We start from the raw sequence: 25,285 nt of genomic DNA, 5'->3' as shown, positions 1-25,285 counted from the left end.
GCCTCCTTTCAGAAAAGGGTCAGTGATGGTATCTTACTTTATAATGCTCTCCCCGGTCATTTCAGCGGGCTGGGGCAGGCCAAGGATTTTGAGCATGGTGGGGGCGATATCTGCCAGGCGCCCGCCCTCACGGAGCTCACAGGGATGGTTTATCACGCAGAAGGGCACAGGGTTTGTGGTGTGGGCGGTGAAGGGGGTGCCGTCGTCGTCCACCATCCTGTCGGCGTTGCCGTGGTCGGCGGTGAGGAGTATGCAGCCGTCCATATCCTTCACAGCGGCCTCGACCCTGCCGATACAGGCGTCCACAGCTTCAACAGCCTTCACAGCCGCCTCAAACACACCGGTATGGCCCACCATGTCGCAGTTGGCGTAGTTCAGTATCAGGGCGTCATATTTCCCGGACTTGACAGCCTCCACCATCTTGTCCGTGACCTCGTAGGCGCTCATCTCCGGCTGGAGGTCATAGGTCGCCACAGAGGGGGACTTAACAAGTATGCGCTCCTCGCCGGGATATTGTTTCTCCACGCCGCCGTTGAAGAAGAAGGTCACATGTGCGTATTTCTCGGTCTCCGCAATGCGCAGCTGGGTCAGGTCGTTTTTGGAGAGGTACTCTCCGAAGGTATTCGTAAGGCTCTCAGGCTTATAGGCCACGTCAACATTTGGCATGGTGGCGTCGTACTGGGTCATGCACACGTAGCTAAGGGGGAAGAAGCCCTTCTTCCTCTCAAAGCCGGAGAAGTCCGGGTCTACCAGGGTGCGGGTAATCTCCCGGGCCCTGTCGGGGCGGAAGTTGTAGAATATGACGGAGTCGCCGCTGGCAACAGGCTCAGCGCCCTCGCATACAGTGGGCACCACAAACTCATCGGTGACGTTCTCATCGTAGGAATTCTGCACGGCGCACACCGGGCACTCGGCTTTTACTCCCTCGCCGTAAACCATGGCGGCATAGGCCTTTTCAACGCGCTCCCAGCGGTTGTCCCGGTCCATGGCATAGTACCGGCCCATAACAGTGGCCACCTTGCCAACGCCAATCTCCTCCAGCTTAGCCATAAGCTCCTTAACATAGTCCTTGCCGCTGGAGGGGGGCACGTCCCGGCCGTCCAGGAAGCAGTGTACAAATACCTTCTCAAGGCCAAGCTTCTTTGCAAGCCCAAGAAGGGCATAGAGGTGGGTGTTATGGCTGTGCACGCCGCCGTCGGACAGCAGGCCCATAAAGTGCAGGGCCTTGCCGTTGTCCTTAGCCGACTGCATGGCTTTAAGCAGGGCGGGGTTCTTCTCCATGTCCCCTTCCTCAGCGGACTTGGTGATTCGGGTGAGCTCCTGGTACACAATGCGGCCCGCGCCGATATTGGTGTGGCCCACTTCGGAGTTTCCCATCTGGCCGTCAGGCAGGCCAACGTCCATGCCGGAGGCGCCTATCTTGGTGACGGGGTTCTCCTTTAAAATGCGGTCAAGATTAGGGGTGTTGGCGGCGACAATAGCGTTGCCCTCGTCGGGAGCTATGCCGAAGCCGTCCAATATCATCAGAACAAGAGGTTTCTTCATTTACGACCATGTTCCTTTCGTTAGTATCTTATTTGTTTTTATTGCTCTTGCGGTCGCGCAGCACTATCACCAGGTCGGCGACGCTGAGCATCAGCGCCCCGAACAGGCACATCAGGGCCATCACCGGCAGGAAGGGCCCCAGGGTCTCCAGGGCCATATTGTACGTGCCCCTATCCCCCAAAGAGCCCGCGCACATGATGGCCGCGCACAGGTACCTGGTGCAGGTGAAAGTTATAGCGGCGACCCAGAGCACGATATGGAAGCTGTGATCTCTCTTCATAGGTTAGCCTTTCGTGGCGGCTTCAACGATAGTGGCAAAGTCCTGAGGCTTCAGGGACGCGCCGCCGATAAGCCCGCCGTCAACGTCGGGCTGTGCCAGAAGCTCGGCGGCGTTTGCAGCGTTCATGGAGCCGCCGTACTGGATAGTAATGCCGTCGCCTGCGGCCTCGCCGTAAACGGACTTGATGGTCTGACGTATGGCGGCGCAGACCTCGTTGGCCTGCTGGGCGGTGGCTGTCTTGCCGGTGCCGATGGCCCATACGGGCTCATAGGCTATGATAATGCGCCCCAGCTCCTCCTCGGACACGCCGCCGAGGGCTATCTTGGTCTGCATGGCACAGAGCTCGTTGGTGATACCCTGCTCCCGCTGCTCCAGGGTCTCGCCCACGCAGAGGATGACGGTGAGCCCGGCGTCCAGGGCGGCGCGGGTGCGGTCGTGGACGGTCACGTCGGTCTCGCCGAAATACTGGCGGCGCTCGCTGTGGCCGATGATGACAATTTTCACGCCCATGGCGCTGAGCATTTCAGCGGACACCTCGCCGGTGAAGGCGCCGGACTTGGCCCAGTGGCAGTTCTCTGCGCCTATCTGGATGTTGGTGCCATTGGCGGCTTCCTGGGCGGCGCTAAGGTCTACGAAGGGAGTGCAGGCCACAACGTCAACGGTGGCGTCCTTTACTAAGGGAGCGATGGCGTTGATGAGCTCCTTGGCCTCCTGGGGGGTCTTGTTCATTTTCCAGTTGCCGGCGATGACGGCTTTGCGCAGCTGCTTGTTCATAAAATCAGTCCTCCAAATTATTTATTATTTATATTTATGGCCTCCGGCGGGGAAGGGGCGCTGCCCCCTCCACCCCTGCCACCTTTGAAAAGGTGGACGAAACTTTTGATTTTATACTATCACAAAAGAGGGCGGGGCAAAACCCCGCCCCCCCTTCAAGGCTAATTACTTTTCGTTCAGGCAGGCAATGCCGGGCAGCTCCTTGCCCTCAAGGAACTCCAGGGAAGCGCCGCCGCCGGTGGAGATATGGGTCATCTTCTCGGCAAAGCCAAGCTTCTCCACAGCGGCAGCGGAGTCACCGCCGCCGATAATGGAGATGGAGCCGCTGTCAGCCACGGCAGAGGCCACTCCGATGGTACCGGCTGCAAAGTTCTCCCACTCGGATACACCCATGGGGCCGTTCCACACAACAGTGCCGGCGCCCTTAATAGCGTCGCTGAACAGCTCGATGGTCTTCGGGCCGATGTCAAGGCCCATCCAGCCGTCGGGGATGGCGGTGGAGTCCACGACCTGGCTCTCTGTATTGGGGTCAAACTCCTTGCCGACCTTGGTATCAACAGGCAGCAGGAACTTCACGCCGGCCTTCTCAGCCTTCTCAAGGGTGGCCTTTGCCAGGTCCAGCTTGTCCTCCTCACAGAGGGAGGTACCGATGGAATAGCCCTGGGCCTTGAAAAAGGTGTAGGCCATGCCGCCGCCGATGATAAGGGTGTCAACCTTTGTGAGCAGGTTGTCGATAACGCCAATCTTGTCGGATACCTTGGCGCCGCCCAGGATAGCGACGAAGGGGCGCTTGGGCTCGGTAAGGGCGCCGCCCATGACGGTTATCTCCTTCTGGATAAGGTAGCCGCATACGGCGGGCAGGTAGTGGCTGACGCCCTCAGTTGAGGCGTGGGCGCGGTGGGCGGTGCCGAAGGCGTCGTTCACGTAAATCTCAGCCATGGAGGCCAGCTCTTTGGCGAAGTCGGGGTCGTTCTTGGTCTCCTCGGAGTGGAAGCGGATGTTCTCGATTATCATTACGTCGCTGTCCTTGAGAGCGGCGGCCTTGGCCTTGGCGTCGGGGCCGATAACGTCCTTTGCCATGACGACTTCCTTGCCCAGGAGCTTCCCGAGCTCTGCGGCGACAGGGGCCAGGGAGAACTTCTGAACGTCGCCCTTTGCGGCCTCAAGGCACTTGGCGGTGGCCTCGGCCTGCTCAGCCTCGGGCATTGCGTCTATCTTCTTCTTCTCCTTCTTGTCCAGCTTCACGGTATCGTTGAAGATGTTGTGAGGCCTGCCCATATGGGAGCAGAGAATCACCTTCGCGCCGTGGTCGGAAAGATACTTTACGGTGGGCAGAGCCCCGACGATGCGCTTGGTGTCGGTGATAGCGCCGTCCTTCATGGGGACGTTGAAATCGCAGCGTACCAGTACGCTCTTGCCGGCAACGTCGATGTCTTCAACGGTCTTCTTGTTCAAATAGTTCATTTTCAGTGCACTCCTTCTTAACAGAAATAATGGACCCTACAGAGAAAGCCCAGAGCTTACTACCAAATATTGTATAACAAAACGCGCCTGTTTGCAAGTAGAACTTTGCAAAAACAGCCGCGCTCTTTATATTTTTTCCATTATCTCATTTTGTAAGGGCGATAACATACACGTCCGCGGCCTGGCCCTCATGGGAAAAGCTCCGCTCATATACCCCGCCAAGGCCATTTATCACCCGCACAGAGGGGGTATTCTCCCGCTCCACGGAGATGTGCAGCTCAGGGAGCCCCGCTGCCCTTGCCCGTGCAGCCAGTAGCCCAAGCATTTGACTGCCGTACCCTCTCCCGCGGCAGGAGGGCCGCACGCTGTAGCCGCAGTTGCCAAGGTCAGCGAGGAAGCCGTTGAGCTCGTGCCGCAGGTCGATTATGCCTGCGATATTATTTTTGCCGTCTACGGCAAAGTAGGTATCTGTGAGAACCCAACCGGGGTTTACGGTTTTAGGGTCGGTGTTCCTTGTGACAGACTCCAGCCACTCATCATAGCTTTCGGTTTTGTCAAAAAGCTCGCTGCCGAAAATGACAGGCTCGCCATTCGAGAAGAACTCCTCCCGGAAGGCCAGGGCTTTGTCCTTGTGCTTTGGAGCCGGGCGCTCAAGGCGCAGCATATCCGGCCCAAGCAGCAGCTTTCGCACATGCCCCAGCATACCGCGAGCTGTGTCTTTAGGTAAATCCATAAGCCGTCCATACAGCCGCGCCCCCTGATAGGCGAATACAATCAGGTCAAATACCCCCTGAAAGTCCACGCAGGAAAACTCACCGGTATCAAGGCCGTACTTCATAAGCTCCGTCCACCCGACCCGGGAGGCCTCGTACCACCGGCTTACCGGCGGCGCGCCGGAGCAGTCCGGGCTGCTGTAAAACTCGCATATGGCAAGGCTCAGGGAGCTGCCGCCGTCAAGCATCTCGGCCTCGTACCGGCAGAGGAGCCCTTCTAAAATTATGGCTGCGGGAACGCCGCCAAGTATTTGCTCATGTATCTCCCGGTTCTGGTTCCCGCCGAAGCCCTCAAGTATGGCGGTGAAAATCTGCCCGGTGCTCTCGAAATGCCTGTAGAGCCCGCCCCGGCTCAGCCCTGTGGCCTTGCAGATATCCTGCATGGTTACCCCCTTAAAGCCCTGCCTGCAGAACAGCTCCCGGGCCCTGCCGCATATTGCCTGACGTGTGCTCTCGCCTTTACTCAGCATAATATTACCTCCTTGCGACATACATGTCGCTTTTATTATACGACATGTGCGTCGCTTTGTCAAGGCTAAAAAAGAGAGGCCGCATAAGCGGCCTCTCAAGCTTTCATAGTCTATGTTTACTTCTTATCGCTGGGTTTAGTGTTAATTACCACCCGAATATCTCCCCAGGCTCTGCAAACAGCTTATCTAATCTTGATATAAATGGCACCAAATCTCCAAAGTCCAGCATCCGGTGGTCGAAGGCTAAGCACATTGGCAGTATCTTCCGTATGCCTATAGCCCTTTCGCCGGAGCCGTCCGTATATACTCCCGGCCTTTCCTGGAGCGCGGATATGCCCACGGCAAACACCTGCGGCGGCAGTATCTCCAAAAGGCTGAACTGTCCCGGGCTTTTGCAGATGGAGCCGATGTTGGAGACCGTCACTGTGCTATCCTCGATGTCGGCAGGGGAGAGGCCCTCTCCCGGGTCAAAGGGGTTTCTGGGCTTGGCAGTGGCCAGGAACAGCTGCGGAAAGTCGGTTTTCTCTACCTTCCGCCTTATAGATTCCACCTGACCGGCTATATCAAGAAGGCTGCCCCCGCCCGCGTCACGCACTGTCAGGGTCATCATGCCCCCGCCGGGCAGAATCCAGGGCACGCCGGGGTTTATAAGGGGATTCTCCGTTATTGTGCCGTTATGGGCCTCGGGGTCATACTTAAAGCTGACGTTAAGTATGGGGGCTTCTTTAAGTGCCAGGGCCACGGCCTTTAGCATAAGGGTATTAAAGCTCAGCTTAACGCTCCCGCCTGCGAAGCCTTCCTTCAGCTTCCTGAACTCACTGAAAAACTCCGTTGCGTCGGGCTCGTACTGATAGATAGCGTGGGGTACTTCCTGCCACGCCGCGTAGGTTTTATAGGCCACCAGACGCCTTTGCAGGCCGAGCTCCTTAGCTTGACTGTTCTCCACTATGATTCCTCCTTGCTGTTACTTATAATTTTACTGAGCGCTTCATCCAGAACCCTCTCCCTATCCCGGGCCGTCTCAAAGTAGGGTAGGCCCAGCCGCTCGCACTGTTCCCTAATGAGCCTGCTCTGCTCCACCAGGTATCCGCACCCTTCAAGGCGCTCGCTGTCAGAGAGGCCGTAGGTGTAGTCCTCCGGCGTGTCAAACTCCTTCTGTATACGGCAGCGCTCCTCTGGTGTCACGTCCCCGGTGAGCAGGTACAGCACACCGCATACCTCTGGGTCTATATGCCTGACATAGTCCTCCGGCAGAAGCTGGTACATGTCTATTACCATGGGGCCGTTCTGACAGTCGTACTCATCGGGGTCGGTCATGGCCCGCAGAAAGGGGCCGATTTTGCCGCTGATAATATGCAGTATCTCCATGGAGCCCTTGTCTTTGTTCACGCTAAGGCCAGTGTCAATGCCGGTCTCGGGAAAGCACCGCTCAAACCCCGCGATTATCGCGTCCATGCTCACATGCTGCCAGCCAAGCTCTCTTGCGGCCCTTCTCGACAGCGTGCTCTTGCCGGCCCTAGGGACGCCGGCGATTATCAAGTGCTTCATAGATACCCCTCCTTACTCGGGAGCCTTCATGCTCTCCACCATGCTGATTCTTGTGAGCTTCCTGTACATCACCAGGTTTACAAGCACGCTGAAAAGTACAGTGAGCACTGCCGCCCAGAGATAGCTGGGGGCATAGATGGCCCTGCCGAACATCACCATGTCTATCTCCGCAGTGCGTATGACGAACTGGTGCAGTATTACCCCAAGCAGCAGCCCGGCAGCCGTGCCGATTGCCGTCAGCGCCGCCGTCTCCCGGTACACATACGCCGCGACCTCTGACTCGTAGAAGCCCAGCACCTTAATGGTCGCCAGCTCCTTCACCCGCTCGGTGATGTTTATATTTGTAAGGTTGTACACCACCACAAAGGCCAGCGCCCCCGCGGAGATTATCAGCACCACCACAATATAGTTAATGCTCTGTATGCTGTTGTTAAAGCTGCTGGAGAGCTCCTCGGTGGAGGTAGTCATAGCCACGTCTTCACACCCTAAGAGAGCGGTATTCAGCGCGTCAGTCCCTCCCTCGGGGCCGTCCTCAGGCAGCCGGCATAAGAGGGAGTTCATCTCCGGCTTTACGCCAAAGCCCTCCTCATAGGCGGCGGGGGAGATATAGAGCAGGTGCTGCACATAGTTTTCACAGATATCCGTAATGGTAAAGCTCGCCTCGGCTTCGTCCTGGTTTTTCACCGTGATGCTGTCGCCAACCTTCAGGTGCTGGCGCTCTGAGAGCTTCTCGGTAATAATAACAGACTCCTCGCCGTACTCCACCGGCTCGCTGTCCCTGCGGTGCCTGAACCGAAAGAACTCCGGGAGCCTTTCGGTCTCAGAGGGCACAAATATGGTGATATCGTCCGCGGGCAGGCCCTTCTCAGGCGCCACCGCCCCAGAGTCCTGGAGGACTGCCAGGGAGTCCAGCACCAGGCTTTCGTCCTCGAGTAGCTCAATAAGCTCCGGGTCCTTCAGCGCGCTCTCGTCCTTTAGCCACACAATCAGATTATAGCTGCACAGCTCGCCGTACTGTATGGCGACGATATCAGAAACAGAGTCCCTTATGCCAAACCCTGTCACCAGCAGCGCCGTACAGCCGGATATGCCTATAACCGTCATGAAGAAGCGCTTCTTATAGCGTATCAGGTTCCGGGCCGTTACCTTTTGGGTAAACTTCATCCTGCTCCATACAGGCGTTACCCTTTCCAGCAAAATGCGCTTTCCGGCCTTAGGAGCTTTTGGCAGCATTAACCGCGCGGGCACCTCCCTAAGGGCGTTCCAGCAGGCGTTCAATGTAGCTGCAAGGGTGCACAGGGTAGCTGTCACCGCCGAAAAAGCAGCCAGCTGCCAGCTAAAGGGCGTGAGCACCTTGGGCAGGTCATACATTATGCTGTAGGCGTTGATTATAACCGTGGGGAACAGCCACATACCCGCCGTCACCCCGAACACACAGCCCAGAAGGCTTGCCGCCGCCGCGTAGAGCAGGTACTTCCCGGCAATCTGTACCGGCGAGTACCCCAGGGCCTTCATGGTGCCAATCTGCTGGCGCTCCTCCTCAACCATGCGGGTCATGGTGGTCAGCGCCACCAAAGCTGCCACCAGGAAGAAGAACACCGGGAAGACTGTAGCTATAGCGGCTATCTTGTCGGCATTGGACGCATAGCTGGAAAAGCCCACATTGTCATCCCTCGTGAACACATACCATTCGCCCTGCTCAATGGCATCAATATCCTCCCGGGCTTTATCTAGCTCATTTTGAGCGTCCGCAAGCTCGGCTTCGGCCTCGGCCTTGCCCTTATTGTACTCCTCCCAGCCTTCCGCAAGCTCCTTTTCGCCGTCCTCAAGCTCTGCAAGGCCATCCTCATATTCCCTGCGGCCCTCCTCAAGCTCCTTCTGAGCGTCGCGGAGCTTCTTCTCAGTGTCCTGCTTTGCAGACTCAAGTGTGTTTTCGGCGCTGTAGAGCTGCCCCTTCTGGGAGTCCAGGGCCGCCTGCTGCTTTTTAAGCTCTGAGAGCTGTGAGTTCAGCCTGTACTGGTTCTGGTCCAGCTGGGCCCGTGCCTGCTGAGCCTGCTTTATGCCCTGCTCATACTCAGCCAGTCCAGTCTCCAGAGCAGCCCGGGCAGAGGCAGAGTCCGTCCCCTGGGCCCTAAGGGCCTCAAGGACAAGCTTGAGCTCCGCAAACTGGGCCCCCGCTTCAGGGGCGGCCTGCTCCAGCAGGGTGATTGTCTCAATGGCCCAGCTATCCGAGCCGTCGCCCTCGGGCAGCCCAAGCTGGGCGGCCGCGCTGGCCAGAGCTGCTTTACCCTGGTCTATGCCGTCGAGCTGGGCGCGGGTGCTGTCCAGCTTGGCTTTAGCCTCCGCAAGCTTTGACTCCGAGGCCTCAAGCTCCCTGTACCCTGCGGTTATCTGCCCCTGGGCAGAATTTAACTGGGCAAGGCCGCTGTCTATCTGGGCCTGATGCCCGCTCACCTGGGCCCAGCCGTCGTCTATCTGCTTCTGGGCGTTTGCAGTCTCCGTGCGGTACTTGGCCCAGCCGTCGTCCAGCTCCTTCTGTCCGTCCTCAAGCTTCTTCTTTCCGTCAGCGAGCTCCTGCCTGCCCTCTTCAAGCTCACGCTCTCCGTCCTCCAGCTCCCTGAGGGCGTCGGAGAGCTCCTTGTCAGCCTCGCTCTTGGCGTCATCATACTCCTGCTGGGCGTCGGCAAGCTCCCCGTTGGCTTCGTCGATTATCTCGTTATACCGCACCAGCGCCCGCTCCTCGCCAAGGGACTCAAGCTCGGCGGAAATGCCGTCTATAAGCTTCTCATACCCTCCACCGAAGGAGTCCAGCTCCCTTGCGCCCTCAACTGTCAGATAGGCGGCGGTGTAGTAGTCCTGCTGGAAGCTCTCCGGCACAGTGTAAAGCTTCAGGTCAACGGAGCCTGTGCCGGCAGAGGTACGCTCGTTCTCAAGGGAGATATAAAGGGGGCTGCGCACCGTGCCCACCACGGTGAACTCCCCTATAATGTCATCATTCTCCTCCTCCGGGTCCAGGGTAAGGACCTTTCCCACCCAGTCGCTGTCCCCGGTAAAGCTTTTGGTAAGTATCACCGCGCACTCGCCGCTTTTCTCCGGCAGCCGCCCCTCAAGCAAAGCGGGGGTATACATCTCCGGCGCGCCATCGGGGGGCAGGGTGTGTATCCGGGCCGTATGGGTGTCGCCGAGCTCGGAGAATAGCACGGTATCCGTGTCATAAGCAGGCACGACGCCCTCAATGCTTTCCAGCTCCTTCAGTACCTCCATATCGCCGCCAGTGAGCCCCATGGTGGATACAATACGCAGGTCGAACATATTTGACTGGTCCATATAGCTGTCCACGCTTATCCGCATATCTATAGGCGAGGCCAGCACACCTGCCAAAAAGCCCGAGCCAAGGGCTACAATGGCGAATATAGCCAGGAACCTTGAGAGGCTTCCGCGCACGGTGCGCAGGATATTCTTGCGGTAGGTCCGTTTTACCATTCTATCTCCTCCACGGGGATGGGGTTTTGGTTTACATCGTTGGAAATGGCCCTGCCGCTTTTAATGCGTATGACCCGGTCGGCCATGGCTGTCAGGGCGCCGTTATGGGTGATGACTAAAACCGTGCGCCCGGTCCTGCGGCAGGTGTCCTGCAAAAGCCCGAGCACGGCCTTGCCGGTGTTGTAGTCAAGGGCACCGGTGGGCTCGTCGCATAATAAAATCTTCGGGTTTTTAGCCAGGGCCCGGGCGATAGACACCCGCTGCTGCTCGCCGCCGGAGAGCTGCGCGGGGAAGTTCTGGAGCCTGTCCCCAAGGCCGACGCCCTCCAGGGTCTTCCTGGCGTCCAGAGGGTCCGGGCATATTTCGCTTGCAAGCTCAACATTTTCCAAAGCCGTCAGGTTCTGCACCAGGTTATAGAACTGGAACACAAAGCCTACCTCCAGCCGCCTGTACGCCGTGAGCTGCCGGGGGTTATACCCGCTTATCTCCCTGCCGTCCAGTATAATCCGGCCCTCGTCGCAGGTGTCCATGCCACCGAGCATATTGAGCACCGTGGTCTTCCCGGCCCCCGAGGGCCCGACGATAACGCAGAACTCCCCGCGCTCGGCAAAGAAGCTGATATGGTCCGCGGCGGCAATCCGCGTCTCGCCCATGGTATAATATTTGCAGACATTGTCAAACTCAATAAAGCTCATCCGGCTGCCTCCGTATTTATATATAATCGCAATTATTCTACCACAAAGCGCTTATTAGTGAAAGGGGGATTTGTAAAGTTTTTTCGGATTTATTTGAGTTGACATAAATCGACTTGCAGGGTATAATAAAAAAGCCCCTGTGGATAGGAGGGGTTACGCAGAGAGGTATTGTTATACATAAGATTTCGTTTACGAAGTCAGAGGCGGCTTAGCCATCTTCCTGGGAAAGGAGGTGGTCATTCTCCCTAAGTTTCATCAGCGAAGGGAGGTGTGCGCGTATGGGTAACAAGGTTTTACGGTTTGTGATTGCTCTCGTGATTGCAATTGCCGTGATTATATACTTTGGCCCAAAAGCGTGTTAGCCGCTCGGTCGGCCCCGAACGGCTAACATGAATGTTGTGTTAGACAAGTAGGCTAACCGCCATGTGGACAGTGCCTTTCTGTATTTTTATTATACCATATCGTGCGTGTTTGTCAAGCCGCTAATTTTCATCACTCCAGCCGCAGCCCCAGCCCATGGAGCAGGTCCGCCGCCTCCGGTAGGTTAAACCTTGCCCGCTTCACAGGGCAGGTGAGCACGTCTATCCTGTACCCAGAGGCCCCGCGGAAGTCCGCGCCGTTCATATCGCAGCGGAAGAACTCCGTGCCGCCAAGCCTGCAGTCCGTGAAGACGCTGTCCGTCAGCCTGCAGTCTGCAAAGGTGCAGCCGTCCAGCTCAGACCCCGAGAAGGAAAACTTCCTCAGGTCCATCTCCGTGAAGAAATTATACTTCATCCGGCAGCCCGAAAGCTTGTCCAGGGGCTCCCCGAAGCCGTTGCCCGGCACCAGCAGTCCCCAGTTTACCCCGCTTAGCTGGCACCCCTCCAGCACCAGGAACTTGGCCTCGGAGTAGTCGGTTTTGGGGTCGGTTATCCGGCAGTTCACAAACCGGCAGCTGTTGATAACACAGCGCAGTATTTTGCACCCCTCAAAGACGCACCCTTCGAACAGGCAGTCAACAAGGGTGAGACCCTCTATAAGCTCCACCGAGAGGGACAGCCCCTGAAAGCTCTCGCCCTCATAATATTTTGACGGCATGATAATAACCCCCTTAAAAGTTTAACTTCCGTAAACTGTATATATCAGGGCTGACGGGCTGGAGGGAAGGCGCTGAATTTGGCCCCTATAGAAATTCAGACCCCGGATACAGCTCCTTCGCGGCCGCCCAGTCGTAATTCCTCAGCTCGCCGCTGCACAAAAGCTCCGGGTAATCCCACTGGCGCAGCACCTCGAACACGCCTACTGCCACGGAGTTGCTGAGATTCAGGCTCCTTGCCCCGGACATCATCGGTATGCGCACACAGCGCTCCGGGTTTTCAAAAAGCAGTTTCTCAGGCAGGCCCGCAGACTCCTTGCCAAAGAACAGGTAGCAGCCGTCGGGGTACCTGGCGTCCGAGTGCCGGCGCTGGGCCTTGGTTGAAAAATAGAAAAAATTCCCAGTGTTTTTTCCGAAGAAATCGCCAAGACTATCGTATTGATGAAGCGTTAAATATTGCCAATAGTCAAGCCCCGCATGGCGCAGGCGTTTGTCCGTGGGGGTGAATCCCATAGGGCCGACCAGGTGCAGCGATGCCCCGGTGACGGCGCAGGTCCTGGCGATATTGCCGGTGTTCTGAGGAATCTCGGGCTCAACGAGCACAATGTTTAAGCTGGGCATACTTGGCCTCCGCGAAAGAGAATAAAATTGAAGGGGAGAGGGGAAAATGAGAGTGACGACAGTGCTGAGGGTACTTCGTTTTATTATAGTGCTAAGGAGGATAGACGCCATGTACAAGCAGAGCATGAACGTAGCCAAGGGCATAGGCTTAGGGCTTCTCACCGGAGCGGCGGTGGCAGCCATAGGCACAAGGGCCATGAGCGGCGGCAGCCATAAGAAGGCCGCGCACATGAGGAAGAACGCCAGCAGGGCTATCCACACAGTGGGGGATATGCTGGGGGATATGGAGAAGATGCTCAGATAAGAGCGGGGTGGGCTTTCGCTGAAAGCCCACTTTCTTTATTTACTTATATTTATTTATAGCTTCTGGTAAAGCACACCGTTATAATACTTGCCGTCCCGGAACTCACCGTCAAAAACAACGCCGCCGTTTATGTCAAACTCAGTGCCGTGCCCGTGCCTCTTGCCGTCCCGCCAGCTTCCATAGTACAGGAGCCGCCCGTCCCGGTCAAAGGCCGACCCCAGCCCGGTGGCCTCGCCCCCGGACCACTGGCCCACGAACACAGTGCCGTCCTCACAGTTTATTGTGACCCCTGCGCCCTCTTTTTTGCCGTTCTCCATGCGCCCGCTGAAGCGCAGATTGCCCTTTGAGTCAAACAGCGTCACAAGGCCCTGGGGCTGTCCGTCCTTCCAGTTTGCCACATGCATGGCGTGGTCGCTGTCCCTGAACGATACCCCCAGCCCGTCCCGCCGGTCGTCCTTCCAGGCCCCGGCGTAGCAGAGGTTGCCGTCCTTATAATAGTAGGTTCCGAAGCCGTGCCGCCTGCCGTCCACATAGTCGCCCTCATAGGAGGTGAGGCCGCTGCGCTGCTCGGTGCGCCCGCGCCCGGAGATTTTGCCGTCCTTAATGTCCCCGGTATAGCCGCTGGGGATGGGCTTGCCCCCGGCAGTCTCAGGGGAGGCCTCGGGCAGCGGCGGGGTGTTGGCATACAGCGCGGCCTCGGCAAGTATAGTCTCAAGGTCCGCGTCACCGTCAGGGTTTTCCTCCACTAATGGCTCAGGCTCCGCCATGGGAGCAGGCGCTTGGGAGGGCACAGCCTCCGGCCCCGGCATAGGCACAGGAGTCCGGGGAGGGATGGCCTCCGGCCCCGGCATAGGCACAGGAGTCCGGGGAGGGATGGCCTCCGGCTCTGGCATAGGCGCAGGAGTTCGGAGAGGTGCAGCCTCCGGCTCTGGCACTGGAGCAGGCATAGGTGCAGGTACAGGCGCCGGAGGGGGCACGGCAACCACAGGCGCCGCTGCCGGTACACCGGGCATTTCCAGCTCAGGTATCAGCGCCTCTGGCTCCATCCTGCGGGGAGTGTATACAGCTGGCGCTGCCGGTACAGGGGGAGCGGCAGGTTGGGGAGGCAGCGGCGCCGCCGGGGCGTCTATCAGCTCCTCAAAGTTTACCGACCCCTGCATATGCCTGGCCTCATGGGGCTCGATAACCGGCAGCTCAGCCACAGGCTCTGCCTTTCTGGGCGCGGGCTCCTCGGGGGCGGGCGGTGTCAAATGCTTCGGAGCGGGCTGGGCAGGTGCGGCCTCCGGCTTTTCCGGGGCGGGGGGCTCTATTTTTGCATACTCCTCCAGGGACGTGAAGCTTATCCCGGTCTCGCCGTCCCCGCTGTCCTCCCGGACAAGCTCGCCGCCCTTTATCTCCCAGGCGGGCATGAGCACCACAGTGCCGCTGTTTACGTTCTTCATGGCCTCCTGCCTGGCCTTCGCCTCCTCCTTGGGGCAGCAGCAGAGCTCTCCGTCGGTCATAACAAGCACCAGCTGGGGCTCCCCAAACTGGGCGTCCACAACGCTCTGGCCGGCTGTGCCCGAGCGGTAGGGAACGGTGTACAGGGTCATGTCCTGGTATTTCTTCTCCTCAGGGTCCCAGTCCCGGCGCAGGATAGTTCCCGCCTCGCCACCGGGGGAGAAGCTTATTTTAGCCTGGTCCGTGTCCCAGGGTTCGTAATATTCAGTGCGCAGCCATAGGTGCTGCTTGTCAAAAAAGCTCCGGCTGACTATGACGCCGTACATGTCCCGCACAACCATTGTCCAGCCGTTCTTCTGCCCGAAGGCCTCCTCCAGGGCTATCTCCCCCCCGGAGGTCCCCGTGACCCTGGCCCGCCAGTAAAACCGGCGCTTCCCTATGCGGCCCTTTATACGGCCCTTAAACCCCTTGATATTCTGCTCCCGGTCAATGCTCACGGTGTGCCGCTGGTCCAGAAGGAACCTGCGCCTGGCAAGGGCAAGCTCCCCCCCCACAGGCTCCATTCCGTCCCTCTTGGGCAGGCACACCCAGCAAACCTGATTATACATGCTATAACAACTCCCTCCGTGGGAACACTATTATCCAGCGTTGATTATATCACAAATATACCGCAAGGCACAAGAAAAAATGAAAACTTCAGGATTTTTTCGCGGAAATTCTTCCTATTTCACTCTATAATGTGCTATAATATGCAGTAAGCCATATTTGGCGGTCTTTACATAAAAAGGAGAAATTGACATGCGGGTAATGAACAACAGCCTTACAGGCGCGCTCTACAACAGATACCAGAGCGGCAGCATGGACAGCATGAGCTATACGGATTTTAACCGGCTTGTACAGTCCCTCACACCAAACGGCAGCTTTACCAGCCCGGAAGGGCAGCTCTGGTCGGACTATCAGGACTGGAAAAAGGCACAGCCCCAGCGCAGCCTCCCTGATACCAAGGGGCTTACTGACGAGAACATAGCTTACCTGAAAGAGCACTTTTCAGGGGAGCTGAACATCTTCCAGCGGGTGGACGCTTATGACACCATGGCGAAAATGGGTATCATCACCAAGCAGGAGATGTTCGAGGCTATCGGCTTCGGGCCGGTGGAGCTGGTGTCCGCCGGCAGTGAAAAGATAGTGGCAAACGGCACCCCAGAGGAGGCTCGGGCCAAGTTTATGGCTAAAGTTGCTGCAGACTGGAGCGGCTTCTTCAACGGCGCGGCTATTATGCAGTCCGACAGCTTAGAAGACCTCTTTAAGCTCCTGGACGAGCAGCTGAAAAACTCCAGGGATAAGGACGCAGCCCAGGAGATAAAGGACGTTCTGGAGCAGGTGGCACGCAAGTCCTTCGGGGCGAGCTGGGCCATGGTGTAGGCAGGCAGTATAAACGTATAAAGGGAGGCTTTACAATGCAGGTAACAGGGGAGAAATACATAAGCGAGATACTTTATAACGCCTATAAGCGGGACCCGGACAGGAACATGGACGAGGCATCCTTTTTGGAGATAGTGAAGTCCGTTACGGGCGGCACCACCTATTCTGGCCCCGGAGTACAGCTGCTCAGTGATTACAACAGCTGGAAGGGGACACAGCCGCCACGGACGCTCCCTGGCTCTAAGGGCATGACAGATGAGAATATCGCGTATCTTAGAGAGCATTTTTCAGGCTCGCTCTCCATGTTTGAGAAGGTAGACGCCCTGGACACCATGGTGGAGATGGGTATACTCACCGAAAAGGAGAAGATTGAGGCTGTCATGGGCCCCATAGAGCTGGTGGCAGTGGATACGGAGAATTTAATCCGCGCGGTGCCGACGGAGTCCGTGAGATATATGCCCGAGTGGGACGGCTTCTTTACCGGCGGCGCTTTTATGCAGTCGGATTCACTGGAGGACCTTTTCAAGCTCCTGGACGAGCAGCTGAAAAACTCCAAGGATAAGGACGCCGCCCAGGAGATAAAGGATGTCCTGGAGCAGGTGGCGCGCAGGTCCTTCGGGGCGAGCTGGGCCATGGTGTGACCCCATATGGACGGCGCGGAGCTCTGGACAAAATTTACCGGCTGGCTCATCGGCCTTGGCTGGAACCTGCTCTCGGCGGGGCTGATATTCCTCTGCGGCTGGTGGCTGGCTGGGCTTGCGGCGAAGCTCACAAAGCGGGCCATAAAAAAGAGCCGGACAGACCCCCTTGTGGCGGGGTTCATCGGCTCGCTGGTGAAGGCGCTGATAATCATGGTCTCGGCGGTGAGCGCCATTGCCAAGCTGGAAATAAACATAACTTCACTGGTGGCCGCCCTGGGAGCCGCGGGCTTGACGGCCAGCTTTGCTCTACAGGGGAGCCTGTCAAACTTCGTCAGCGGCGTACAGATAATCTTCACCAAGCCGTTTAAAATGGGGGATTACCTGGCCTTCGGCGGCTATGAGGGCACAGTGAAGCGTATTGAGATACTCTACACTATCTTGGCGACCTTTGACAATAAAGAGGTGATAGTCCCCAACTCAAAGATAACCGGCGACGTGGTGGTGAACTTTACCACAAACGGCACCAGGCGGCTGGATTTGAGCTATCCGGTCTCATATAAGGCCGACCTGCAAAGGGGCAAGGATGTGCTGAAAACTCTAGCTGATGGGGACGAGCGGGTGCTCAGGGACCCGGCGCCGGTGATAGCGGTGGGAGAGCTTGGGGACAGCGGCGTGACCCTGGTGATGAAGCTGTGGTGCAGGCAGGAGGAATACTGGAACCTGTACTATGCCATGCAGGAGGCGGTGAAGCTTAGCTTTGACAGAGAGGGTATAGAGATACCATACCCGCAGCTGGACGTGCATATGGGGTAATAAAAAAGCAGGGCCGTCTATGAAGACAGCCCTAAAAGGTGGTTGAGTTTAACTTAATACAACAGATAAAGCTATGCTCACACAGCGCGGGTAACTTTCCCGGAGCGCAGGCAGCGGGTGCAGGCGTAGACGCGCTTGGGGGAACCGTCAACGATAGCCTTAATGCGCTTGATATTGGGCTTCCAGGCCCGGTTGGAGTGGCGCATGGAGTGGGATACCTTGCAGCCGAAGGTAACACCCTTGCCACAGAAATCACATTTTGCCATATTTATCATTCCTTTCTGAAAATAATGTACCAGTTTCAGCCGGGGACGCAATACCTTGTGTGCGCCCAAAGGCGGGTCTGACCGTAAATTCAAATAGGATTATAGCAGAAAGCCGGGGAAAATGCAAGTTTTTTTTTGAAAGGAATTGTCTTTTTCCTAAAAATAGGTTATAATCCATGGGTACGGCTACTGGAAATAAGCAAAAGAATTGGAGGATATTTATGTTTTTCAGCGTAATAAGGACCATTATGGCAGGCGGCCGGGTGGATATACCCACCGTGGCAGCACAGGTCCTGGCAATAATCTTTGTCATAATCTGCATACTGCCCCTGCACGAGCTTGCCCATGGCTGGATAGCCTATAAGCTAGGGGACCCTACGGCAAAGCTTGAGCGCCGCCTTACCCTGAACCCCTTAGCCAGCGTTGACCCCATAGGCACAGTCTGGCTGTTTCTGTTCGGCTTCGGCTGGGCAAGGCCTGTGCCGGTGGACCCCAGGTACTTTAGGAAGCCAAAGCGCGACATGGCGATAGTGGCCCTGGCGGGGCCGGTGTCAAACCTTCTCGCGGCCCTTGTGGGGGCGCTGCTCTTAAATGTGATGGTGGTGATAGCTGGGCATAACGGGGTGAACTCCGTGCTGTATTTCGTCTACACACTTCTGTCCTACTATGTCATGGTAAACGTGACCCTGGCGGCGTTCAACCTATTGCCAATCCCGCCGCTGGACGGCTCCAGGATACTGGGAGCGTTCCTCAGCGACCGGGCCCTTGAGACCTACTACAGGTATCAGAATGTATTCGTGATGGTGCTCTTTGTGCTCATGTTCTCCGGGGCCTTCTCCGGGCCCCTGTACGCCATAGAGAGCGCCATGTCCAAGGGCATATTCTGGATTGCCGCGCTGCCGTTCAAGCTCTTTGGGCTCAGCTTCTGACCGGGTGCCCAATGGAGAAGCTGCAATATAAGCTTGAGAACTTCGAGGGTCCATTAGACCTGCTGCTGACCCTCGTTGCCAAGAACAAGATAGATATATACGATATACCCATCGCGGAGCTGCTGGAGCAGTATATGGAGCAGATAGACCTTATGCGGGAGGCAGACCTGGATGTTGCCAGCGAATTTTTGGAGATGGCCGCCAGGCTGGTCTACATAAAGACCGCCTCCCTGCTCCCAAGGCAGGAGGATGAGGAGGACCCGCGCATGGAGCTCACAGGGCTGCTCTTGGAGTACCAGCAGTGTAAGGCTGCGGCGGAGAAACTGAAAACTCTGGCGGCGTTTAACACCGTTACAAGGCCCGCCGAGGAGCTGCCCGCCGACTTTATCTATAAGCGTATACACGACCCCAGGGAGCTGCGCCAGGCGCTCAGGGCCGCCTGGGGCAAGGGCAAGAGCCTGATGCCTCCAAAGCCCGAGAGCTTCTCGGCCCTGGTCTCTGCCAGGATAGTGTCGGTGGCAAGCCAGACAGTGTATGTTTTGAGGACCCTCTGGAAGCGGGGGAGCATTGCGTACCGGGCGCTGTTTGCCGGGAAGGACGAGCGCTCGGCAAGGGTCGCGGTGTTTTTGGCATTACTGGAGCTTGTGAAGAACCGCCGGGTGAGGGTTGAAGGAGACGGAGACCTCTGTGAGGTGAAGCTGATGGGGAGGGAGAAAGCGTGAGTATAGAGGAGCTTACAGGCCAGGCCGAGGCCATCCTGTTTGCCAGCGGTGAGCCCGTAGCCCTGGACAGGATAGCCCAGGTGCTGGGCGTGCGTACCGCGGCGGCTGAAAAGATGGTCTCGGCCCTGCAGGACAAATACAATACCCCAGAGAGCGGCGTACACCTGCTGATGCTGGGGGACTCGGCCCAGTTCTGCACAAACCCTGCCTTTATCGAGCCGGTGAGGGCGGCGCTGGATTTAAAGCGGAACACCCCGCTGTCTCAGGCTGCAATGGAGGTGCTGGCGGTGGTGGCCTATAACCAGCCGGTAACCAAGGCCTTTGTTGAGCAGGTCCGTGGAGTGGACTGCTCGGGAGTGGTGGGGAGCCTGGTGCAGAAGGGGCTTTTAGAGGAGCGGGGAAGGCTGGAGCTCCCCGGGCGCCCGCTGCTCTACGGCACCACAGAGAACTTTTTGCGCTGCTTCCAGCTGGAGTCCATAGACCGCCTGCCGCCGCCCCCGGGAGAGGGTGAGCAGCAGGAACAGGAGGAGGACTCCGACGACGGGGAGGACGACGGACCGGAGCAGATAACCCTGGATGTGTAGGCAGCGTATACAGAACATGGTAAGGGGGGCGGCGGATGATAGTTTTATACGTGATACTCTGGGCCATACTGGGCCTGCTGCTCCTTTTGCTGCTGCTGACCCTTATGCCGGTGGGGGCGGAGCTGCGCTTTGACGGTGAGTTCCACCTGAGGATAAAGTATCTTTTTCTGAACATCCCCCTGCTTCCTGGCGAGCCGCAGGAGGAGACTGAGGAGCCTCCGAAAGAGGAGGAAAAGCCTGAGGAGCCGGAGAAACCAGGCAGGACGGATATAGGCGGGCGCATAAAGGCCTCACTGAAACGGGAGGGCCTGGGAGGGTTCCTGCAGGCCCTAGGCGAGCTTATAAGCCTGCTGGGACAGGCCACGGCGGGGATACTCAGGGGGTTTAACCTCAGGCACTTCGACCTATACTTATGTGTAGCCGGGGCCGGGGACGCGGCGGCTGGGGCAGAGCTTTTCGGCAAGATATCAGCGGGGGTATATTCGGCCTGCGGGGTGCTGTTCACATTGCTGCCATGCAGGAAGAAGGGCGTGACGGTGGACCTTAGCTACGACCTATGGGAGAGCCGGGTGGACTTCTCGGCTGAGCTCTCGATACGTCCGTTTTTTGTGCTTATGGAGGGGCTGAAGCTGGTGATAAAGAGCATTAGGCCCCTTAGAAGGATATTAAAGAGTGAAAGGAAGAATAAGCAATGAGCTCTAATAAGGTAAACGACCTCTTGGGCGTGAGCATGGACAAGATTAAGCAAATGGTGGACGTGAACACCGTGGTGGGAGACCCTGTCACCACGCCGGACGGCACTACGGTAATACCAATTTCCCGGGTAAACTACGGCTTTGCAGCCGGCGGCTCGGACCTGCCATCCAAGTCCCAGCCAACCGGGGGGCTCTTTGCCGGCGGCAGCGGCGCGGGGGTGACGGTGAGCCCGGTGGCATTCCTGTCCATACACAACGGAAATGTGCGGGTAATACAGATAGAGCCCTACTTCAGCCCTGTTGACAGGGCGCTGGAGAAGATACCGGACATTGCGGATATGCTCAGCTCACTCTTTAAGAAAAAGGGCGAGCCGGAGGAAATCGTGCCTGCCCCGGACGGTGTGCCAGCGTCGACAGAGAAGGAAACAGCAGAATAACATAGCGCCTGTCCGCATATCTTACTGTGGAGAGGCGGTGTGTGTATGAAGAAAATAATTATCCTGCTGGCTGTACTGCTGCTTTTACCGGCGCCTGCCGTGCATGCGGCGGGAGAGCCGGGGGTCTCTGCCCAGAGCGCTATACTTATCTCCGGCGACGACGGCACTGTTATTTATGAGAAGAACTCCCACGAGAAGCTCGCCATGGCCAGCACCACCAAGATTATGACGGCCCTGCTCACCCTGGAGGAGGCTGAGCGCTCCGGGGACCCGGTTATTGACATAACTGCCGAGATGGTGGCGGTGGAGGGCTCATCCATGGGCCTGAAGGATGGGGACCGGCTGACGCTGATAAACCTTACCTCTGGTATGCTCCTGGCCTCCGGCAACGATGCGGCAAACGCCGCGGCAATATATCTCGGCGGCAGCCAGGAGGGCTTTGCGGAGCTTATGAACGCTAGGGCCGGGGAGATAGGCATGACCGAGACTAACTTCGTCACGCCATCAGGGTTAGACGACGACGAGCATTACTCCACGGCCTACGACATGGCCCTGCTGGGCAGAGAGGCCATGGAGAATGGGGAGTTTGCCAGGATAGCCGGAAGCTCCATCCTGCAGGTGGAGTTTGTAGAGCCGGGGCAGAGGATAAGCTACCAGAACCATAACAAGCTCCTGCGCATATACGACGGATGTATCGGCATAAAGACCGGCTTTACCAAAAAGGCCGGGCGCACCCTGGTATCGGCGGCACAGCGGGACGGCACCACGCTCATAGCAGTTACCCTGAATGCCCCCGACGACTGGGACGACCATATGGCTATGTTCGACTATGGCTTTTCCAAGGTGAAGACCGTGAACATGGGCGGGGAGGCCCTGCCGGAGAGCATACCTGTGGCGGGCTCCGGCAAGCAGGGGGTGACAGTCTGCGCCAGCCAGCAGGTGAGCATGACCCTGCCCATTGAGGAAGCCCAGGGGGTGGAGAGCCGGGCGCTCCTGCCAAAATTCCTCTATGCGCCGGTAAAAGCCGGGGAGAAGATAGGCCGGGTGCAGTACCTTTCGGGGGGCACTGAGATTTACAGTGTGCCAATAATCGCCACTGAGGGCGCGGAGCCGGTAGTGCTGCCGAAGCGCACCTGGTGGGAGAAGCTGGCGGATTTCTTTAATAATATATTTAGTTGACATAAAATATTTATATTTACATAATTTACAGGAAGTGAAAAGGAGGGGAGTGCTTTGGCACAGTCAGAGAGGGTACAGAAGCTCATAGCCCAGGCGGGAATCGCGTCCCGCCGCAAGGCCGAGGAGCTTATTCAGCAGGGCCGGGTTACGGTGAACGGTAGGCCCATAAAGCTCGGGGACAGCGCGCGCCCAAATAAGGACGTGATAGCTGTGGACGGTCAGCGTATTGCAAACAGCTCCGGCAAGATATACCTTGCCCTGCACAAGCCCCGGGGCTTCGTCACCACCATGGAGGACGAGCGGGGCAGAAAATGCGTGGCCCAGCTTGTGGAGGATGTGCCCGGGAGGGTGTACCCGGTGGGCAGGCTGGACAAGGACTCCGAGGGCCTGCTTATTATGACGAACGACGGGAATCTGGCTAATGCCGTCTCCCATCCAAAGACCCATGTGGCGAAGACCTACCGTGTCACCCTGCGCCCCGGAATAACCGAGGAGCAGCTAATTAAGCTCAGCACCGGAATAATGCTCGACGGACGTATGACCGCCCCTGCAAAGGCAAGGGTGCTGGAGCAGCAGCCCGGGCGGGCAGTTGTGGAGATAGTGCTGTATGAGGGCCGTAACCGGGAGATACGCAGGATGTGTGAGTCCATGGGCCTGGAGGTTGCGCGGCTCAAGCGCACAGCCATAGGGCCAGTGCGTTTGTCAATGCTGCCCCAGGGCAGGCATAGGGAGCTGAGCCGGGAGGAGATAGCCGGTCTTCTGGCGGAGTCCGGGAAGGGCCGGAGCCGGTGACCCGGCAGGGCAGGCACGGGCTGCTGGTTATACTGGTGATATCCATTGCCGTATGCCTTATACAGCTATGCCAGGATGTAGACGCGACCGTGTACACCTTGACCCGGACATACTACGATGCTGAGGGCAATGAGGTTGACATAACGCAAGAAGTGCCTGTCGAGGAACAGGAGCAGGAGCAGCAGGAGGAAGACGAGCCTTTGGAGTTGCTCGTAAACATAAACACTGCGGATATAGACGCGCTGGACCAGCTTCCGGGGATAGGCCCGGCGCTGGCCCAGCGTATTATTGATTACCGGGAAGCCTACGGCGGCTTCATTGCTCCTGAGGAGCTGATGGAGGTGAAGGGCGTGGGGGAGAAGTTATACGCGAAGCTCGCCCCATACATTATAGTAAACGCACTTGAAAATCGGTAAATACCGATTTTCAAGCAGAGCGGCGCGGGTACACCCGTGCCGCTAAGTCCAAAAGAGGTGTCACCTCTTTTGGACTGCGTTAACTATACCATATAGCTACCCCAGCCCGAACAGGCGGCAGAGGCTGGCTATAATAAAGCACAGCCCAAGTCCGCAGACGGTGGGTATGATAACTGCCGCGGCGGTCCACTTCCAGCTCCCGCTCTCCTTTTTAATGGTGAGGCAGGTGGTAGAGCAGGGCCAGTGCATTAGGGAGAACACCATCACGCATAGGGCCGTCACCCACGTCCAGCCGTTGTCAACAAGCAGGGCCCTAAGCGCCGTGAGGTCGGAGAGCTCCACGAGGCTGCCCTGGGACAGATAGGCCATGATAATAAGAGGTATCACGATTTCGTTGGCGGGCAGGCCCAGTATAAATGCCAGCAGTATCACCCCATCCAGGCCGAAGACCCTGGCAAATGGGTCCAGGAATCCCGCACAATGAGCTAAGAGAGTGGCGTCTCCAACATGGATATTTGCTAGCAGCCAAATCACAAGCCCTGCCGGGGCTGCTACCGAAACAGCGCGGCCCAGCACGAACAGCGTGCGGTCTAAAATAGAGCGGACTATCACCTTGCCCAGCTGGGGCCTTCTGTATGGCGGCAGCTCCAGTGTAAAGGAGCTGGGTACACCCTTGAGCACTGTTGCGGACAGCAGCTTTGAGACAGCGAGGGTCATGAACATGCCAAGGGCAATCAGCCCCACCAGCATGGCTGAGGAGAGAACGGAAGCTCCAAAGCCCCCGGCGGCCCCCACAAAGAACATGGTTATCAGAGAGATGAGCATTGGCAGGCGCCCGTTGCAGGGGACAAAGCTGTTGGTCAGCATGGCAATCAGGCGCTCCCGGGGGGAGTCTATTATACGGCAGCCCACTACACCGGCGGCGTTGCAGCCGAAGCCCATGCATGTAGTCAGTGCCTGCTTCCCGCAGGCGCCGCAGCTCTGGAAGCACCTGTCCAGATTAAAGGCGACCCTGGGCAGATAACCCAGGTCCTCTAAAAGGGTAAACAGGGGGAAGAATATGGCCATAGGCGGCAGCATAACAGCCACTACCCAGGCGAGTGTCCTGTACATCCCGTCACATATGAGCCCAGTGAGCCAGTCCGGCGACCCCAGGTAGATGAATCTGTCCCGGATACGGTCCCCCAGCCAGAACAGCCCTTCGCTGAGAAGCTGTGAGGGGTAGTTTGCCCCGGTGATGGTGAGCCAGAATATGCCCAGCAGCATTAGGAGCATAATGGGGAAGCCGGTGAGGGGGCTTGTGAGAACCCGGTCAATTTTACGGTCCCGGGAAGCTGAGGGGTTATTCTGCTCATGGCGCACAGAGGCCTCGGATATCCACTGGGCCTCGTGGACGCGCATAGTCGGGTCCATAACCGGGAAATCAAGGTTTTGGCGTGGGCTGGCGCAGAGCTTTTCCGCCTCGTCCATGAGCTCGCCTAGCCCCTTGCCGTCCCGGGCCGAGGCCCCTACTACCGGAACGCCCAGAAGCTCGCTGAGCTTCTGTAGGTCCACCTTAACGCCCCGGCGCTCGGCCTCGTCCAGAAGGTTTACGCAGACGACTAGGTTTGGAGTGAGCTCCAACACCTGCAATACAAGATTCAGGTTGCGCTCAAGGCAGGTGGCGTCGCAGACGGCTATAGTACAGTCAGGCCCGCCGGAGGTGAGGAAATCCCGGGCGGCCTCTTCTTCCGCAGAATGGGCCTGGAGGGAGTAGCAGCCGGGGAGGTCCACGAAGATGTAGCCTTTAGAATTGTGGGAGCAGTAGCCCTGGGCGTTGGTGACTGTCTTGCCGGGCCAATTTCCTGTGTGTTACCTTACATATGGCTAACAGGAGACACAAAAAAATGACCGTCATTTGTGATGGAAATATATCCA

Annotated in this window: 25 protein-coding genes and 1 pseudogene; 12 read left to right on the top strand and 14 right to left on the bottom strand. The window is 57.6% G+C overall.

All coding sequences use genetic code 11. From position 1 onward, the window contains the following. Window positions 1-33: 33 nt before the first annotated feature. The 11 genes from gpmI to D5270_RS14010 all read right to left on the bottom strand — a co-directional run bounded on the left by gpmI (window position 34) and on the right by D5270_RS14010 (window position 12,728). Window positions 34-1,545 (bottom strand): 2,3-bisphosphoglycerate-independent phosphoglycerate mutase, encoded by a 1,512-nt coding sequence (gene gpmI / locus D5270_RS14065; RefSeq protein WP_166544687.1) that lies wholly within the window; start codon window positions 1,543-1,545, stop codon window positions 34-36. A 28-nt stretch (window positions 1,546-1,573) separates the two neighbouring features. Beyond that, the gene (locus D5270_RS14060) at window positions 1,574-1,825 is read right to left on the bottom strand and encodes a hypothetical protein (RefSeq protein ID WP_166544686.1); all 252 of its coding nucleotides are present in this window, start codon (window positions 1,823-1,825) and stop codon (window positions 1,574-1,576) included. Between the two features lie 3 nt (window positions 1,826-1,828). Then, window positions 1,829-2,599 carry a triose-phosphate isomerase gene (gene tpiA / locus D5270_RS14055; protein WP_166544685.1) on the bottom strand — a complete coding sequence of 257 codons (771 nt, stop codon included), beginning with the start codon at window positions 2,597-2,599 and terminating at the stop codon, window positions 1,829-1,831. A 165-nt stretch (window positions 2,600-2,764) separates the two neighbouring features. Beyond that, the gene (locus D5270_RS14050; protein WP_166544684.1) at window positions 2,765-4,063 is read right to left on the bottom strand and encodes a phosphoglycerate kinase; all 1,299 of its coding nucleotides are present in this window, start codon (window positions 4,061-4,063) and stop codon (window positions 2,765-2,767) included. Window positions 4,064-4,208: 145 nt separating this feature from the next. Next, complete coding sequence (locus tag D5270_RS16905; RefSeq protein ID WP_243150379.1) at window positions 4,209-5,306, bottom strand: GNAT family N-acetyltransferase; 1,098 nt, start codon at window positions 5,304-5,306, stop codon at window positions 4,209-4,211. A gap of 145 nt (window positions 5,307-5,451) precedes the next feature. Continuing rightward, window positions 5,452-6,252 (bottom strand): 2-oxo acid dehydrogenase subunit E2, encoded by an 801-nt coding sequence (locus D5270_RS14035; protein WP_166544683.1) that lies wholly within the window; start codon window positions 6,250-6,252, stop codon window positions 5,452-5,454. Then, window positions 6,252-6,854, bottom strand: a complete 603-nt coding sequence (locus tag D5270_RS14030; protein WP_166544682.1) for a hypothetical protein — start codon at window positions 6,852-6,854, stop codon at window positions 6,252-6,254. Before D5270_RS14030 ends, D5270_RS14035 begins: the two co-directional genes overlap by 1 nt. A 12-nt stretch (window positions 6,855-6,866) precedes the next feature. Next, window positions 6,867-10,337 (bottom strand): FtsX-like permease family protein, encoded by a 3,471-nt coding sequence (locus tag D5270_RS14025; RefSeq protein WP_166544681.1) that lies wholly within the window; start codon window positions 10,335-10,337, stop codon window positions 6,867-6,869. Further along, window positions 10,331-11,032 carry an ABC transporter ATP-binding protein gene (locus D5270_RS14020; RefSeq protein ID WP_166544680.1) on the bottom strand — a complete coding sequence of 234 codons (702 nt, stop codon included), beginning with the start codon at window positions 11,030-11,032 and terminating at the stop codon, window positions 10,331-10,333. The genes D5270_RS14025 and D5270_RS14020 overlap by 7 nt, the downstream gene beginning before the upstream one ends. Window positions 11,033-11,524: 492 nt before the next feature. Then, window positions 11,525-12,109 carry a pentapeptide repeat-containing protein gene (locus D5270_RS14015; protein ID WP_166544679.1) on the bottom strand — a complete coding sequence of 195 codons (585 nt, stop codon included), beginning with the start codon at window positions 12,107-12,109 and terminating at the stop codon, window positions 11,525-11,527. Window positions 12,110-12,194: 85 nt separating this feature from the next. Continuing rightward, window positions 12,195-12,728: a tRNA (cytidine(34)-2'-O)-methyltransferase gene (locus D5270_RS14010; RefSeq protein ID WP_166544678.1), complete on the bottom strand. Its 534-nt coding sequence runs from the start codon at window positions 12,726-12,728 to the stop codon at window positions 12,195-12,197. Window positions 12,729-12,774: 46 nt separating this feature from the next. Between D5270_RS14010 and D5270_RS14005 the strand changes: the two genes are divergently transcribed. Beyond that, on the top strand, window positions 12,775-13,032 hold the full coding sequence (locus tag D5270_RS14005; protein ID WP_166544677.1) for a hypothetical protein: 258 nt from the start codon (window positions 12,775-12,777) through the stop codon (window positions 13,030-13,032). 53 nt (window positions 13,033-13,085) lie between these two features. Here the strand turns inward: D5270_RS14005 and D5270_RS14000 are convergent, their stop codons facing one another. Beyond that, window positions 13,086-15,080, bottom strand: a complete 1,995-nt coding sequence (locus D5270_RS14000; protein ID WP_166544676.1) for a hypothetical protein — start codon at window positions 15,078-15,080, stop codon at window positions 13,086-13,088. A 190-nt stretch (window positions 15,081-15,270) separates the two neighbouring features. Here D5270_RS14000 and D5270_RS13995 point away from each other — a divergent pair, with 190 nt between their 5' ends. From D5270_RS13995 to D5270_RS13985, 3 genes are read left to right on the top strand one after another with little or no spacing between them, the layout of a single operon-like run. Then, a complete protein-coding gene (locus D5270_RS13995; protein ID WP_166544675.1) occupies window positions 15,271-15,894 on the top strand; it encodes a hypothetical protein in 624 nt (207 codons plus the stop codon). A 35-nt stretch (window positions 15,895-15,929) separates the two neighbouring features. Next, a complete protein-coding gene (locus D5270_RS13990; RefSeq protein WP_166544674.1) occupies window positions 15,930-16,535 on the top strand; it encodes a hypothetical protein in 606 nt (201 codons plus the stop codon). Between the two features lie 6 nt (window positions 16,536-16,541). Beyond that, a complete protein-coding gene (locus tag D5270_RS13985; RefSeq protein WP_166544673.1) occupies window positions 16,542-17,348 on the top strand; it encodes a mechanosensitive ion channel family protein in 807 nt (268 codons plus the stop codon). A 77-nt stretch (window positions 17,349-17,425) separates the two neighbouring features. Here the strand turns inward: D5270_RS13985 and rpmB are convergent, their stop codons facing one another. Continuing rightward, complete coding sequence (rpmB, locus tag D5270_RS13980) at window positions 17,426-17,614, bottom strand: 50S ribosomal protein L28 (RefSeq protein WP_161474088.1); 189 nt, start codon at window positions 17,612-17,614, stop codon at window positions 17,426-17,428. Window positions 17,615-17,835: 221 nt separating this feature from the next. Between rpmB and D5270_RS13975 the strand changes: the two genes are divergently transcribed. Genes D5270_RS13975 through D5270_RS17165 form a run of 8 tightly spaced genes read left to right on the top strand, consistent with a single transcriptional unit; the run spans window position 17,836 to window position 23,368 of the window. Further along, window positions 17,836-18,543, top strand: a complete 708-nt coding sequence (locus D5270_RS13975) for a site-2 protease family protein (protein ID WP_166544672.1) — start codon at window positions 17,836-17,838, stop codon at window positions 18,541-18,543. 11 nt (window positions 18,544-18,554) lie between these two features. Beyond that, complete coding sequence (locus D5270_RS13970; RefSeq protein WP_166544671.1) at window positions 18,555-19,265, top strand: segregation and condensation protein A; 711 nt, start codon at window positions 18,555-18,557, stop codon at window positions 19,263-19,265. Further along, a complete protein-coding gene (gene scpB / locus D5270_RS13965; protein ID WP_166544670.1) occupies window positions 19,262-19,849 on the top strand; it encodes an SMC-Scp complex subunit ScpB in 588 nt (195 codons plus the stop codon). Before D5270_RS13970 ends, scpB begins: the two co-directional genes overlap by 4 nt. Before the next feature lie 35 nt (window positions 19,850-19,884). Continuing rightward, on the top strand, window positions 19,885-20,544 hold the full coding sequence (locus D5270_RS13960; protein ID WP_166544669.1) for a hypothetical protein: 660 nt from the start codon (window positions 19,885-19,887) through the stop codon (window positions 20,542-20,544). After that, window positions 20,541-20,981 carry a GerW family sporulation protein gene (gene ytfJ, locus D5270_RS13955; RefSeq protein ID WP_166544668.1) on the top strand — a complete coding sequence of 147 codons (441 nt, stop codon included), beginning with the start codon at window positions 20,541-20,543 and terminating at the stop codon, window positions 20,979-20,981. Before D5270_RS13960 ends, ytfJ begins: the two co-directional genes overlap by 4 nt. A 45-nt stretch (window positions 20,982-21,026) precedes the next feature. After that, the gene (locus D5270_RS13950; protein ID WP_166544667.1) at window positions 21,027-22,160 is read left to right on the top strand and encodes a D-alanyl-D-alanine carboxypeptidase family protein; all 1,134 of its coding nucleotides are present in this window, start codon (window positions 21,027-21,029) and stop codon (window positions 22,158-22,160) included. A gap of 54 nt (window positions 22,161-22,214) precedes the next feature. After that, a complete protein-coding gene (locus D5270_RS13945) occupies window positions 22,215-22,952 on the top strand; it encodes a pseudouridine synthase (RefSeq protein WP_166544666.1) in 738 nt (245 codons plus the stop codon). Next, complete coding sequence (locus tag D5270_RS17165; protein WP_166544665.1) at window positions 22,949-23,368, top strand: ComEA family DNA-binding protein; 420 nt, start codon at window positions 22,949-22,951, stop codon at window positions 23,366-23,368. Before D5270_RS13945 ends, D5270_RS17165 begins: the two co-directional genes overlap by 4 nt. 96 nt (window positions 23,369-23,464) lie before the next feature. On the opposite strand, the pseudogene feoB reads toward D5270_RS17165, so the two are convergent. Beyond that, window positions 23,465-25,192, bottom strand: a pseudogene (gene feoB, locus D5270_RS13935) (ferrous iron transporter B); the annotation flags it as partial. Between the last annotated feature and the right edge of the window lie 93 nt (window positions 25,193-25,285).

This window comes from Acutalibacter sp. 1XD8-36 (assembly GCF_009917525.1).
GTDB lineage: Bacteria > Bacillota > Clostridia > Oscillospirales > Acutalibacteraceae > Acutalibacter.
This window is presented reverse-complemented; position numbering and strand designations above follow the sequence as displayed.